Below are 14,272 nucleotides of genomic sequence, written 5' to 3'. Positions count from 1 at the left end.
TATAACTCATAATTATTTACAATACAAAATTTTTCTTTAAAACTATAAGTCTGAGACTACTTGAATTAATGATAGTGATAATAATACAACATATATATACTTAAAATTAAATTATTACAAATTAAAATAGTTTTTTATTTTGTCAATTCTGAAAAGAATTATTAATATTATAGTGTAGTTGTTATATTTATTAATGCTAAAATTTATTTTGTATAGTAAATTTTATTTAAGTTTATAGGAGCCTTATTAAAGTGAAAAAATTATTATTAACTGCAAGTATTATTTGCCTTGCATCAGCTGGTCTTGCTGAAGAAAATTCAACACCTGTTATTTCTAATTCTGATACTGAAATAAAATTAGAAGGATTCTATTTATTTGAAAACGGTTATATTAAACAGGATCATTTAATTTTATTTGATAAAAATGTAACTGATAACAGGAAAAAGCTAGGGTTTTACACGGAAGCAGCGTTTGCGGCCACTATTGCTAAAACTATCAATGATGTAATAGCAGGTGTTAAAATAGTGCTTCAGCCTACTACAAGAGCAAAAACCTCTACAAGTTATAATGGATCACATATCTTTATTGAAACTAGTTACGGTAAAGTAGAACTCGGCTCTCCTGCTGATGCAAGCGCTAAGTTGCGTATTACCGGTAGTCAAGTAACTGCAGGTACTGGAGGATGGTCTAGATATGCTCTACTTGACGGTCAATATATGCGATATAATGGTTTAAAATCGGATTTTGATACTAATGCTAGCTTTTATCTTGAGTCATACTCTAATTCTTTTGATCAAATCAATGATAAAGCTGAGAGAGCTAGAAGATTGAATTTTTTCACGCCTAAAATGAAAGGCTTCCAAGCCGGAGTTTCTTATACTCCCGATACTGCTAATACAGGCGGTAATAGAGATATAAATAATTTAACGCTTGAAAGCTCAGGCAGAAACGGAGTTAGTGTTTCTAAAACCGGAATAAAGACGGTTAAATTAGAGAATAACGAAACCATGACTATTAATCAGAATATTAGGGATGCTTTTTCTGCCGGCTTAACTTATGAACATGAAATTAGCGAAGATGCAGACTTAAAATTATCTGTCACCGGAGAATACGGTAAACCTGCTCGTCGTCTTATTCATGCCAAAATGGACGGAACTACAATTCAAGTGCTTAATACCTATAAGCTTTCTAACTTAAAAGCATATAATCTTGGAGCTGTATTTACTTACGGTAATTTCTCTTGTGGTGCTTCTTACGGTAATTTAGGTAAAAGCTTAACCGCTAAGGAATATTATAAAGTCGGTCGTGATACCTATTATTACAATGGAGCAGTTGCTTATGGACAAGGACCTATAAAAACAAGTCTTGAATATCTTAAAACTTCAAGATATAAAAATACCGTTAATGCTGTAAGCCTCGCTACTGAATATAAGATCATGCCTGGTTTATTACCATATGCTGAAATTTCTCATTTCCAAGCTAAAGGTAAACCTGTATATTACCCTGAAGCACCTAGTAAAACAACACGAGGTACTGTTGGTCTTATAGGTACAAAACTTAAGTTTTAATTATTTACAAATTAATTGCCATCACTATTATAATCAAGGCTTAGAGCAATCTTATGCCTTGATTATTCCATTTTTTAATTGAACTATCAATAAACTTTATAGTTCCATCGTTGTAATAATCTTGTTTTCTCTTCTGTTAAATCTTTCAACCATTCTATTAGCTTACAGCGCTCTAATTCTTGTCAAATTATGCTTAGCTTTTGTACTCCAAGTACTGACGAACCTTGAAAAATTTATGCTATACTGCCTTTTGATTAAATCAAATTATATATTTTACTTTTTTTATTTTTAGATATTGATTTTCTCTGATTACCATATATTGTGATGCAACCATAATATACGGTAATCATGTGATATATGATTTTTATTATTTTAAAACAGGAGTAACACTATGCATCATGCTCAATTTACAAGCTCAGGATATTCCTTTGTAAATTGACTAAAAGCAGTTACAAGATATGCAACCGCTTCTAAATTATTATTTAAAGATGCATATAATTTTGTTTCTAGTTCCAACTTAAAAATATTTACAATATTACATGCTTTAAATATTCAGAAAGTCTATACAAAAGACGGGGATTTTGAGGCAGCATTAAAGTTTTTTAATATGCAACAGGATAATTCTCTAAAGATATAGTAACTCAGAACATCGAAAACCAGCATCAGAGAACAATGAAAATCTTTTCTCTCCTATATTAAATGTATTTAAAAACATGATGGAAGCCATTATAGATAAATATATTACTGCAATCCCTCATTTAATGAGTATAGGTTTCATCTTAAAAAAACTTCAAGCCCCAACCACGTTATAAGCAAATTTGATGCAATAAAGGTACCAGCACTTATGGCTGCCACTCTCGCAAAACCTTTAATAGATACAATTAGAGAGGATTGTTCTACTATAATTCAATTTTTCAAAGATAGTAATACACTATTAACTGGTGTTTATAACCTTTTCGGTAATAATAATGAAGATTTTACATATTATCAATTAGAGGAAGGTTATCAGGATGATCAGATTGATGTTATAGGAGTAGGAGATAGTAACATCTATTAATTTAAATAGGTAAGATGAGTTTAAAAGCCTATAAAAACTTTTAATAATAGAACGGTACAAGCGAATTTATAAATAATTCGCTTGTATCAAACCATATAAAACATGCTATTTTTTTGTATATACTCAATCTTTATTATAATTATGATGATTATGATGAAAATCTATTATTTTTTGGGAAGCCCATAGGAGGTAATTTACCGGTACTACCTCTTTTGCCTAAAAATGCAACAATGTTTTTCTCAAGTTTTACTTTTCCATTGTTATTCCAACCTAAGCCGTCTTCTTTATTGAATATTTTAATATCTAGAAGCTTAGCATTCTTAAATTTTTGCAGCGTTACACCTTGCCCTTTTTTCATTTCAGGTATTTCATCTATATTAAATACCAGTAATTTACGACTTTCACCGATACAAGCAATACTATCCCCGTTTACAGGTAAACAAGCTATACATACATGACCATCCGGTACATTCATAATTTGCTTTCCTGTTTTTGTTTGAGCCATTACTTCATTTGAATTAACTAAAAACCCCTTACCTACACTACTTGCAAGTAATAAAAGCTGATCAGGTTTATAGACTAAAATATTCGTAATATCGTTATTACCTATATCTACAAGTAGCTTTATAGATTCCCCTGTTCCTTTACCTTTAGAAATATTATCGGCAAGCAAAGTAAAAAATCTGCCTTCTGAACTAACTATTAATATTTTATCAGTCGTGTAAGCTTCTAAAATAAATTTTTCTGCATCACCTTCTTTATATTTGATAGTCGATAAATCGGTGTTATGACCTTTTAACGAACGTACCCACCCCATTTTGGAGCAGATAATAGTAATCGGCTCTTTAGTAATGAAAGCCGTTATATCAACTACTTGATTCGTAAGCGTTACTTCCTCAAAGCTTGTACGCCTTGCTCCTATTACCGTATTTAATCCAAATTTCGTTTGTACTGTTTTGATTTCTTTTTTAACTATTTTCCATAGTTCTTTAGGATTATTTAGAATTTCTTCTAATATAGCTTGTTGCTTCTGCAAATTACTATGCTCATTAATAATTTCCTGCTCTTCAAGCTTGCGAAGCGAGCGAAGACGAGTATTTAATATCGCTTCTACTTGTATTTCGGTTAGTTTAAATTGCTCCATCATTATCGCTTTTGGCTCATCTTCTTCACGAATAATTTTAATTATCTCATCAAGATTTAGATAAGCTATCCTAAGCCCTTTTAGAATTTCTAAACGATGCTTGATTTTATTTAAAAGATAAGTTGATCTGCGAGTAACAATATTTTGTCTGTGATCTAGAAACTCTTGTAAAATCTCTAAAATATTCATTACTCTCGGCACGTTATTACTGCCGATCACATTCATATTTAACTGAATGCGGCTTTCTAAATTCGTTAGCTTGAATAGAGATTCCATAACTATTTGCGGATCACATCCCCGATCTCTCGGCTCTATAACCAACCTTATAATGTCTGTTGATTCATCTCTAATATTGCTAACAAGGGGAATTTTTTTATCCTTTAGTAATATTGCTATTTGTTCTATAAGTTTTGATTTCTGAACCTGATAAGGTATATCGGTTACGACTATCTGATATGTACCGTAACTTAGCTCCTCTTTTTCCCATCTGCTTCTCACTCTAAGACTACCGCGTCCAGTAGTATATGCAGCATTAATAACTTCAGCTTTATCAATAATTATGCCGCCGGTCGGGAAATCAGGACCTTTGATAAAGTTCATTATATCGTTAATTTCAGCTTTCGGATGGTCGATTAAATGTATTAGAGCATCACAAAGCTCATGTAAATTATGCGGTGGTATATTGGTTGCCATACCGACTGCTATCCCTTCAGAACCATTAGCTAGTAAATTCGGAAAACTTGCCGGCATTATTACCGGTTCTAAATCGGAATAATCATAAGTAGGGCGAAAATCTACCGTATCTTTATCGATGTCCTCCATTAATAACGTACATATGTCCGTCATACGTGATTCGGTATAACGCATAGCTGCTGCATTATCACCGTCGATAGAGCCGAAATTACCCTGCCCATCAATTAAAGGATAACGCAACGAAAAATGCTGAGCAAGGCGTACCAAGGTATCATACACTGCCACATCACCGTGCGGGTGGTATTTACCTATTACGTCACCGACCACCCTCGCACATTTCTTATAGCCGGAATTCGGCTCAAGCCTTAACTGTAGCATTGCGTATAATAACCTACGATGTACAGGCTTGAGTCCGTCACGTACGTCAGGAAGCGAACGTGACATAATTGTTGATAACGCATAAGCAAGATAACGCTCTGATAATGCATTACCAAAGTCAATATTTTCTATTTTAGCTTCTTTCATAAGTTATTTAGTTTTTATTTATCGTCATTGCGAGCAATCGTTGTTGCGTGGTTCTCTATATCATTCCTGCGAAAGCAGGAATCCAGAAAAAAAATATAAACACAGCAAATTCTTAAAATTAAAAGCTCGATTTATCTCGCTTTATGATGGATTTCTGCTTTCACAGGAATGACATAAGAGTATACAAATATCACTTCAACACACAACTCTGCTTATTATAAGCTAATTTCTTACAAACCGCTTTAGCTTGACTAAGACTACCATAATCACCGGCTAAGATTAAATAGAAAAATTTACCGTCGTCATATTTAACTTTTTTGGTTGTGATAACAACATTTTTAAGAATTTTCGGGAATTGCTTTTTTATTCTTTCCCCTTCTTTCATTGCTTCTGCTTCAGATTTTACCGAACCTAGTTGTACTTTATAACTTTCATTATTTTTACAATTTTTAGCATTACTAACCTTATCTTTACTTCCTTTTTCAAGCTTTATTATATTTAAATCCGTTTCATTTTTGGAGTTATTATTTGGCTCTATTAATGCAATAAGGTTAGATATTTCATCAAAAGATTCATCGCTTTGGCTTTGGTTGCGAGAATCTATACTCATAGGTTTCTCAGGGTCAGGAAGCAATTTTACGGTTTTAATATTTGTATCTTTAGCAATAAGATTTTCATATATCGTACTATGTACTGCGGCTATTTGGTTATTTTCTATTATAGACGGTTTTATTTTTGTAGGCAGCTCATCAGGATAAATAGTAATTACCGGCTTGCTATTCTGATAATATTGATAACCAAAATAAATAGCAGATATACATACTAAAAATACTAGAAATATTTTAATAAAAATATTATGGATCATATTTAGTAATTTGATAATAGAAAAACGTCATTGCGAAGAAAAATTGTAAGTTTTGACTAAGCACTCTCAGGAGTATTATTTCATGCGATTGCCACGCAGCCTACGGTTGCTCGCAATGACGACGCGGTATCCACATGAGCAATACCTCCTTGCAATGACGATGAAAACCTAACTACATTTTGTTCATTGGTTCTACACCTATCACTTCGAGACCGCTAGCTATAACTTTCTGTATGGCACTTGCAAGAGCAAGGCGTGCTAGAGTTAATTCTTTATTGCTCTCAATTACAAATCTATAATCGCTATTTTCTTTACCGAAATTCCACATAGAATGAAATTTTGAGGCTAAATTTATTAAATAAAATGCGATGCGATGCGGTTCAAAATATTTTGCAGATGCTTCTAATGTTTTTGTCCAGCTAGCCAAAAGTTTTATAATCTCAATTTCTTCTTCAGAGGATAATAAAGATAAATCATACTTACCTGATTCAAAGTTATTATAAGATTCAGGCATTAATTCTCTAGCTTTTGATAAAATAGATATCGTTCTCACATGTGCATATTGTACATAAAAGATAGGATTTTCTCTTGATTGTTCTTTCACTTTTACCAAATCAAAATCAAGTGGCTTATCATTTTGTCTAGTCAACATCATAAATCTTATGATATCTTTCCCCACCTCATGATTTACGTCTTGCACACTAGCAAAGCTCCCAAGACGTTTTGACATTTTAACCGGCACACCGTTTTCAACGAAATTGACCAATTGACAGATTTTAACGTCCACTTTAACCTGCTCCTTACCTAAAGCTTTAACTATTGCCTCAATTCTTTTAACATATCCACTATGATCGGCACCAAGTACATAAATTAAGTGATTCGCTCCCCGCTCTATTTTATCCTTAGCATATGCAAGATCAGAAGCAAAATAAGACCAACTTCCATCAGCTTTTTCTATAGGACGATCTTGACTATCACCGTACTTAGTAGATTTAAATAATTTTTGAACTCTATTATCCCACTCTTCGTGAATTTTACCTTTAGGGGCAGGTAACGTACCTTCATAAATTAGCCCCATACGCTCCAGTAGTTTAACTGTTTCCTCTATCTCACCTTTATCATGCAATGATTGCTCAGAGAAAAATATATCATGTTTAATCCCTAAATCTGCTAAATCTTTTCTATTTAAATCAAGCATTTTTTCTACGGCAAAACTTTTGATTATTTTGAACCTTTCAGCATCGTTCATCGTTAATAATTTATTGCCGTATTCTTTCGCTAAAATTTGCCCAAGCGGAATTAAATACTCTCCCGGATATAACCCGGTAGGGATAGTAATTTGCTCACCTAAAGCCTCTTTATAACGTAATAATACCGTACTAACTAAATCATTTATTTGTGAGCCTGCATCATTAACATAATATTCTTTTGTAACGGAATAACTTACCTTTTGCAAAATCCTTGCTAGCACATCACCATATACCGCACCCCTAGCATGCCCTATATGCATTGGACCGGTGGGATTTGCCGAAACATACTCGATGTTAATATTTCTGCTTTTATCTATATCAATTTCAAAAAACTTTTCTTCATGCTGTAAAATATCCTTTATTGATGCCTGCCAACTATCAGCTTTTATAGTAAAATTAATAAAGCCCGGTCCTGCTATTTCTATACTTGCAATATAAGGTAATGTTATAAGGACTTCTTTAAATTTTAAAGCCACTTCCCTAGGAGCAATACTTTCTTTAGCTGCAATAATCATTGCAATATTACTTGATAAATCACCGTTAAAACTATCTTTCGGTGTTTCAATAGTAGCAGTATTTGCTATTTCTTGATTATTATATAATTGCCTGCTTGCCACAATTATATCTTGTTTCAATTGATTAAATATATTCATAATTATTAAATGTTATTAAAATTCAGCGAATAGAATTCTTACAAATGCTCGCTAATAAGGAAGAATTTGTAGGAGACATAGAACGCAGCACCGCAGCGTACACTTTAGTACGTGAGGATGCGAGTACCGGAGCGACGCACAAATTACCCTTAGAAGCAAGTTATGTAGGAAGTCGAGCAGAGCTGATTATATTCCTGAATGGCAAAACGGTCAGTCATCCCTGCTATATAATCAGCAACAACTCTAGCTTTACTATATGTTTCATTAGAGTCTATTAATATTTTCCAATTAACCGGCAATAAATTAATATCATCCATATAAACCTTAAACAGACCTTGTACGATTTTAGTACATTTAAGGCTGATGGCCGTAATTTTATTACTTTTATAAACTCGCTCATGAAGAAACTTCTTAGTTTCCTTAATATTTTCATTAGTTTTTTCCGTAAAATCCACTATCTGATAATTCAAGTTACGTATCTCATCTATGTTAGTAATTTTTTCTTTATTTAAATTTTCTTTTGTTTGCCATAATAAATCGGTAATTAACTCATGTATTAGCTTACGTACTACCTCATAAATCAGACATGAGGAACTAATATTTTTAAATTTTGACTTAAGTTCAACAACATGTTGATCAATATATTTAAGTTCAGCAAGACTATTAAAATCGATAATTTTAGCACCGATACTATCTTCCAAATCATGCGAAATATAGCTAATATCATCGGCAAGAGCTGCTATTTGAGCCTCTGCTGATGCATAGGTACTAAGTTCTAAATCATTTTGCTTATTATACTCTGCTATATATTCATTTATCTCGCCTAGTATAGGACCGTTATGTTTTACTATTCCTTCTAAAACTTCCCATGTTAAATTTACTCCATTATAAGCCGCATATCTTTTTTCAAGTAATGTTAGTATCTTTAAAGATTGAGCATTATGAGAAAAGCCGCTATACTCTCTCATACATTCATTTAAAGCCCGCTCTCCCGCATGACCGAAAGGCGTATGCCCAAGATCATGAGCAAGTGCTATTGTCTCAGCTAAATCATTTGATAAATTTAAAGTACTAGCAACCGAACGTGCAACAGTCGAAACCTCTAGAGAGTGAGTTAGCCTATTTCTGTAATGATCTCCCTCGTGATTAATAAAAACTTGAGTTTTATATTGCAAACGCCTAAATGCATTAGTATGTATAATGCGATCACGATCACGTTCAAACTCGTTTCTATAAGAGGTCGGGATTTCCTTATATAATCTTCCCCTACTTTTAAGAGGATCAGAAGCGTATGAAGCAAGCATCGTTATCCTTTATTTTGAAATACGTTGTTGTGTGGTTCTAACTTTTCGTCATTGTGAGGAAATTGCATAGCAATTGACGAAGCAATCTCAGGAGTTTGTTATTATTTCATGAGATTGCCACGCAGCCTACGGCTGCTCGCAATGCCGATTGGGTATCCACACAACAAAGCCAACTTGAAAAATATCAAGATATACTATATAATTTATGAGACTTTTACAAGGTAATTTTAAGTGACGATAACAATTACGGATAGAGCTTTTGAACGGGTTTGCGAGTTAGTAAAGCTAGAAAAAGATAAGAATTTAGTACTACGAATTTCGGTTGATAGCGGCGGTTGCTCAGGACTTATGTATAATTACGAACTAGTCTCAAAAGATAATATAGAGCAAGATGATTATGTCATTACTAAACATAATGCTACAATTATTATTGATTCTATCTCCCAAAAATTTATGCTAGATTGCACTCTTGATTTTATAGAAGAACTAGGCAGTTCATATTTCAACGTTAGTAATCCGCAAGCTAAAGCAAAATGCGGCTGCGGTAATTCTTTCTCGGTGTAAATGCAAGTATTGCGATTGGGCATTGTTATTAGAATGCTGATGTCATTCCTGCTGTTGCAGGAATGACATCGCAACGTCAAACTTTTAATGTTAATCATTAAGTTGCATAGTTGCTCCACCTACCTAAACTTCGTCATTATTATCATAAGGAGGACGCTCTACTGCATTACTATTAACGTTATTATCTTTATCTTCTTCGTTATCTGAAGCATTATTATCTAATGTTAATATAAACATGTTGTTCTTGGACTTGTTGAGAGCTATTAAACTTTGTTTTAATGTTTCAAGCTTGAGATTTTCTTAAATTTAGTCCTTGTCCTTTACATTGCTCCGTAGAGAGAATTTTAAGACCTTGAAATTGTCTTATTAACTCATCACATACCAAAACTCCGCAGTCTGAAGTATTTCCTTCTTCTTGTTGTTGAGTTTTTAAATCCATTATTTCTGCATCAGAGCAAACCTCGGTAATAAGTTTTACTAAGTCAGGACGAGCATTTAACGATCTGCCCAAAGGATCATTATAAGTAAATATTATCTTATTTGTATCATTATCTCATATTTACCCAATGCCTATGTCCTGTATTAATCGGCATTTATTTACTTCTTGTTGATCATTAGTTAATTGCTCATTTTGATTTTGTTGTACTTCTGGCCACTCCTTGGCTTGCGGCTCCGGCAGTGAAACCAAATCATTTATTATAGTCTGTGTATCACTTAAAAATTTTGTTCTGTCAGCCTCTTTAGTAACTATACTCAGATCTTCCATCTTCAAGTATTGAGCGTATAAAAGCAGTATTTTCCTCCATCTCCGTACTATAAACTTTATGAACTTTTAACAATAATTTTTGTTCTTCCTGAGGGCTAGCTATATTTGCAGCCTTTAAATATTCAAAAGCAGCTAGCGGTATTAAATTTAATTTAAATAAAAATTCTCCTAAAGATATATAAAGATCTTTTTTTAAAGATAGATACTTCTCTACTTCTTTTTTATTCTTAGGGATGTTAAAAATTTCTCTAAGAATAAAACTACACTCTTCTATCGGGTCTATACTTAAACTTACCTTGAAATATTTTATTGCTTCAAGAAGCAATTTAATTACTATTTCGCTTTTATTTTCGTCCTTATAGAATCTCCCTAAATTTAAAATAATCCACCTATTTTTTTACAAATATTGCTAAAAATGTACGGTATCATGGTTATAGAGAAAGTTAAAATCTTTCTCAATTTCCAGAGCACTAATATATTCTATTATTGCTCTAAACCAATCTAATTCCGATTTACTATTTTCATAGATCATACCTAAATAATAATGAGCATTGGCTTTTATTTCATTTATAGATATAATAATATGCTCAGCTTGCGATCCCGTAAGTTTATCAAGCCATTCTAATGCTTCTTTATAATATTTTTTTGTTCTTTATTAGATTCTACATTATCGGTTACTTGATAAGGTTTTAATTTTATATTACTCGTTCCTGTTTAGGACTACCAAACAGTGTACTGCCAGCTGCTTTTATTTGATTCCATATAATAATTATACCTACAAATTATTTGCATTTATACAAATAAAAACATCTTTGATCTATAAGCTGAATAAATAAATATTAACACTATTTAAAAAAAATTCTAAATAAGTAAATTTACAACAAAGATTTAAAGGCGAATTTGTGAAATTCTAACGATAAGAAAGTTCTATTTTTTATATTGTAAAAAATTATTACTTCTATTTTAAAATTGAATTAATAGGGGATATTTATATATATTTTTAAAGGTAAAATTTGAAGTTATTTTTCTTTTGTAATTTTATCATATTTTTTTAGTTTGATAAGAATGGACTCTAGATTATCCAACTTCATCATACATGGACCGTCGCTTGGAGCGTTATCGGGGTCTTGATGTACTTCCATATACATACCGGCGATACCTACAGAAGTTGCCGCCTTTGCAAGTAACTCTACATATTTTCTTTCTCCGCCGGTACTGCCTCCTAGCCCGCCCGGTTGCTGAACGGAATGTGTGGCATCAAAAACTACAGGTACATTTAACTCTGCCATTATTGCAAGACTACGCATATCAGATACCAAGTTATTATAGCCAAAACATGCTCCTCGCTCTGTAAATAATATATCCTTTACTCCAAAAGCTTCTAGTTTTGTTTGCACATTTTTCATATCCCACGGAGCTAGAAACTGCCCTTTTTTTACTTTTACTATTTTACCTGTTTTTGCTGCAGCTTGAAGCAAGTCGGTTTGTCTACATAAAAATGCCGGAATTTGTAAAATATCTGCTACTTCGGCTGTTTCAGCACATTGACTCTCTGAATGAACATCAGTAACAATAGGGCAATCGAATTCAGATTTTACTTTTGATAAAATTTCTAAACCTTTCTCAATACCAAGTCCTCTAATCCCATGTACGGAAGTTCTATTAGCTTTATCAAAAGAAGATTTATAAATAAATGGAATCTCAAGCTTGCTAGTTAATTTAACAAGTTTTTCTGCCATAAACAACGCATGATCTTTTCCTTCAATCTGACAAGGCCCTGTAATTAGAACAAACGGTAAATCATTTCCTATTTTGATATTGTTAAGTTTTACTACTTTTTGCATAATTCTTAGATTTAATTAATTGAACGAGGCACGGATTAGTGTTTCTCTGTTATATCAGGTACTGATTCATTTTCTATTAAGTCATTATTAATTATTAGTGTATAATATTTTTCTTTTATTGTTGTTAAATCATAACTACCATGATAATAACCTTCTAGGTTAATAATTTTTTTTAAATAAAAATTTACCTGCTCTGTTTCTAACGGTTCATCTATATTTTTTACAATAGATGACTTAATATTAATTAAATACGCTTTTATTTTTTTTAATTCTTTAATAATTATAAAAATATCATGCGGTTTTGTTACCAATATTCCTACAAACAAAATTAATAATATTTGCGTTAAAGACATATTTATATTAATTTCTTATGTTTATATTTTGGATTTAAAATACTTTCCCCGTTAGTATTTAGCATATATTCATGATAATCTTGATAATTTCCTTCAAACCATGTAGCATTATTTTCTTTATCATATGATATAATATGAGTGGTTATTCTATCTAAAAACCATCTATCATGACTAATCACTAATACACAACCTGCAAAATCTAAAATAGCATCTTCAAGCGCTCTTAATGTATCAATATCTAAATCATTAGACGGCTCATCTAATAATATAACATTTGCTCCTTCTTTTAGTAATTTTGCCAAATGTACTCTGTTACGTTCTCCACCTGAAAGTTGTCCAACTTTTTTTTGTTGATCACCGCCTCTAAAATTAAAAGCTGCACAATAAGCTCTACTTTTAATTATTCTATTACCAAGTTGTAATTCATCTAGACCTTCTGAAATTTCTTCCCATATAGTCTTATTATCATCTAAATGATCCCGTGATTGATCGACATAACCTAATTTTACCGTTTGACCAATTTTAATAGAACCACTATCTGGCATTATTTTACCTGTAATAATATTAAACAAAGTAGACTTACCTGCTCCATTCGGTCCAATAATTCCTACAATAGCTCCACGTGGAACTTTAAAACTAAAATCTGATAATAATATTTTATTATTAAATTTTTTAGCTATATGTTCTGCTTCAATAACAAGATCACCTAAACGAGGTCCGTTAGGTATAATTATTTGAGTAGGATCAGTTTTTTGTTCTTGTTGTTTATTTAATAACTCTTGATATGCTGTAATACGTGCTTTATTTTTTGATTGTCTAGCTTTTGGAGTTTGACGAATCCATTCAAGTTCACGATTCAATTGTTTTTTTCTATCATCATCTTCTTTACTTTCTAAAGCTAATTTTTTTTGCTTCTGCTCAAGCCAAGAACTATAATTTGATTCCCACGGTATACAATTTCCACGATCTATTTCTAATATCCATTCTGTAACATTATCTAAAAAATAACGATCATGGGTAATTACTATTACAGTACCTTCATAATGCTTTAAATAATCCTCAAGCCAAGAAACTGATTCTGCATCCAAATGATTTGTAGGTTCATCAAGTAACAACATATCAGGTTTCTCTAAAAGCAATTTACATAAAGCCACTCTTCTTTTTTCTCCACCGGAAATTTTTGTAATATCTGCTTCTTTTGGTGGGCAACGTAAAGCAAGCATTGCGATCTCTATTTCACGTTCTAGATTCCATCCATCACAATTGTCTATTTTTTCTTGCAATTCTGCTTGTTTATCAAAAAGCTTTTGCATTTCTTCATCAGTGATTTCAGCAGCAAATTTGTTACTTATATAATTAAATTCATCAATAAGTTTTTTCTTTGCATGAAGACCTTCTATGATATTATCAAAAACATTTTTACTAGCATCAAGATACGGTTCTTGAGGTAAATATCCTACTTTTATACCAATTTTAGCTGTTGCTTTACCTTCAAACTCTTTATCAATACCTGCCATTATTTTTAATAAAGTCGATTTGCCTGCTCCATTTGGACCTATTATACCGATCTTAGCTTTTGGTAAAAATGATAAATTTATTTCTTTTAAAATTCGTTTACCATTTATAATTTTGCTTAAACCAACCATTTCATAAACATATTGATATGACATAAATTACTTATTTCCT

At 32.0% G+C, this 14,272-nt stretch carries 13 protein-coding genes and 1 pseudogene; 4 read left to right on the top strand and 10 right to left on the bottom strand.

Annotated features, from left to right (window positions below):
* The first annotated feature begins 251 nt into the window (after window positions 1–251).
* Together RJP_RS00575 and RJP_RS10110 are read left to right on the top strand one after the other, a co-directional pair.
* The gene (locus RJP_RS00575; protein ID WP_014120484.1) at window positions 252–1,568 is read left to right on the top strand and encodes a porin; all 1,317 of its coding nucleotides are present in this window, start codon (window positions 252–254) and stop codon (window positions 1,566–1,568) included.
* Between the two features lie 844 nt (window positions 1,569–2,412).
* Window positions 2,413–2,625: a hypothetical protein gene (locus RJP_RS10110; RefSeq protein WP_024704437.1), complete on the top strand. Its 213-nt coding sequence runs from the start codon at window positions 2,413–2,415 to the stop codon at window positions 2,623–2,625.
* 148 nt (window positions 2,626–2,773) lie between these two features.
* Here the strand turns inward: RJP_RS10110 and parC are convergent, their stop codons facing one another.
* The 3 genes from parC to argS form a co-directional block, all read right to left on the bottom strand.
* Window positions 2,774–4,987, bottom strand: a complete 2,214-nt coding sequence (gene parC / locus RJP_RS00565) for a DNA topoisomerase IV subunit A (RefSeq protein WP_014120483.1) — start codon at window positions 4,985–4,987, stop codon at window positions 2,774–2,776.
* Window positions 4,988–5,177: 190 nt separating this feature from the next.
* Complete coding sequence (locus RJP_RS00560; RefSeq protein ID WP_014013817.1) at window positions 5,178–5,852, bottom strand: SPOR domain-containing protein; 675 nt, start codon at window positions 5,850–5,852, stop codon at window positions 5,178–5,180.
* A gap of 172 nt (window positions 5,853–6,024) precedes the next feature.
* Window positions 6,025–7,755 (bottom strand): arginine--tRNA ligase, encoded by a 1,731-nt coding sequence (gene argS / locus RJP_RS00555; protein WP_014120482.1) that lies wholly within the window; start codon window positions 7,753–7,755, stop codon window positions 6,025–6,027.
* 44 nt (window positions 7,756–7,799) lie between these two features.
* Here argS and RJP_RS11515 point away from each other — a divergent pair.
* Window positions 7,800–7,991: pseudogene (locus RJP_RS11515) on the top strand (palindromic element RPE1 domain-containing protein); the annotation flags it as partial.
* On the opposite strand, the gene RJP_RS00550 reads toward RJP_RS11515, so the two are convergent.
* Complete coding sequence (locus RJP_RS00550; protein ID WP_014120481.1) at window positions 7,905–9,059, bottom strand: deoxyguanosinetriphosphate triphosphohydrolase; 1,155 nt, start codon at window positions 9,057–9,059, stop codon at window positions 7,905–7,907. The pseudogene RJP_RS11515 and the gene RJP_RS00550 overlap by 87 nt on opposite strands.
* 231 nt (window positions 9,060–9,290) lie before the next feature.
* On the opposite strand from RJP_RS00550, the gene RJP_RS00545 reads away from it, so the two are divergent.
* The gene (locus RJP_RS00545) at window positions 9,291–9,623 is read left to right on the top strand and encodes an iron-sulfur cluster assembly accessory protein (protein WP_014120480.1); all 333 of its coding nucleotides are present in this window, start codon (window positions 9,291–9,293) and stop codon (window positions 9,621–9,623) included.
* 283 nt (window positions 9,624–9,906) lie between these two features.
* Here the strand turns inward: RJP_RS00545 and RJP_RS00540 are convergent, their stop codons facing one another.
* The 6 genes from RJP_RS00540 to ettA form a co-directional block, all read right to left on the bottom strand.
* Complete coding sequence (locus RJP_RS00540; RefSeq protein WP_014120478.1) at window positions 9,907–10,134, bottom strand: PLC family EF-hand domain-containing protein; 228 nt, start codon at window positions 10,132–10,134, stop codon at window positions 9,907–9,909.
* A 48-nt stretch (window positions 10,135–10,182) separates the two neighbouring features.
* Window positions 10,183–10,389: a hypothetical protein gene (locus tag RJP_RS11510; protein WP_024704436.1), complete on the bottom strand. Its 207-nt coding sequence runs from the start codon at window positions 10,387–10,389 to the stop codon at window positions 10,183–10,185.
* Complete coding sequence (locus RJP_RS00530) at window positions 10,364–10,714, bottom strand: hypothetical protein (protein ID WP_014120476.1); 351 nt, start codon at window positions 10,712–10,714, stop codon at window positions 10,364–10,366. Before RJP_RS00530 ends, RJP_RS11510 begins: the two co-directional genes overlap by 26 nt.
* 694 nt (window positions 10,715–11,408) lie before the next feature.
* A complete protein-coding gene (kdsA, locus tag RJP_RS00525; protein ID WP_014013810.1) occupies window positions 11,409–12,233 on the bottom strand; it encodes a 3-deoxy-8-phosphooctulonate synthase in 825 nt (274 codons plus the stop codon).
* Between the two features lie 35 nt (window positions 12,234–12,268).
* Window positions 12,269–12,586 carry a DUF2672 domain-containing protein gene (locus RJP_RS00520; protein WP_004996813.1) on the bottom strand — a complete coding sequence of 106 codons (318 nt, stop codon included), beginning with the start codon at window positions 12,584–12,586 and terminating at the stop codon, window positions 12,269–12,271.
* A gap of 2 nt (window positions 12,587–12,588) precedes the next feature.
* The gene (ettA, locus tag RJP_RS00515) at window positions 12,589–14,256 is read right to left on the bottom strand and encodes an energy-dependent translational throttle protein EttA (protein WP_014120475.1); all 1,668 of its coding nucleotides are present in this window, start codon (window positions 14,254–14,256) and stop codon (window positions 12,589–12,591) included.
* Window positions 14,257–14,272: the final 16 nt, after the last annotated feature.

This window comes from Rickettsia japonica YH, from assembly GCF_000283595.1.
In the GTDB taxonomy this organism is placed as follows: Bacteria; Pseudomonadota; Alphaproteobacteria; order Rickettsiales; family Rickettsiaceae; genus Rickettsia; species Rickettsia rickettsii.
Note: the sequence above shows the minus strand (reverse complement) of the source record. Positions and strands in the feature narration are given on the sequence as shown.

Excerpts from the sequence above, each read along its gene's own strand:
- RJP_RS10110 (WP_024704437.1), top strand. The coding sequence starts at position 2,413 with ATGGCTGCCACTCTCGCAAAACCTTTAATAGATACAATTAGAGAGGAT.
- parC (WP_014120483.1), bottom strand. The coding sequence starts at position 4,987 with ATGAAAGAAGCTAAAATAGAAAATATTGACTTTGGTAATGCATTATCA.
- RJP_RS00560 (WP_014013817.1), bottom strand. The coding sequence starts at position 5,852 with ATGATCCATAATATTTTTATTAAAATATTTCTAGTATTTTTAGTATGT.
- argS (WP_014120482.1), bottom strand. The coding sequence starts at position 7,755 with ATGAATATATTTAATCAATTGAAACAAGATATAATTGTGGCAAGCAGG.
- RJP_RS00550 (WP_014120481.1), bottom strand. The coding sequence starts at position 9,059 with ATGCTTGCTTCATACGCTTCTGATCCTCTTAAAAGTAGGGGAAGATTA.
- RJP_RS11510 (WP_024704436.1), bottom strand. The coding sequence starts at position 10,389 with ATGGAAGATCTGAGTATAGTTACTAAAGAGGCTGACAGAACAAAATTT.
- kdsA (WP_014013810.1), bottom strand. The coding sequence starts at position 12,233 with ATGCAAAAAGTAGTAAAACTTAACAATATCAAAATAGGAAATGATTTA.
- RJP_RS00520 (WP_004996813.1), bottom strand. The coding sequence starts at position 12,586 with ATGTCTTTAACGCAAATATTATTAATTTTGTTTGTAGGAATATTGGTA.
- ettA (WP_014120475.1), bottom strand. The coding sequence starts at position 14,256 with ATGTCATATCAATATGTTTATGAAATGGTTGGTTTAAGCAAAATTATA.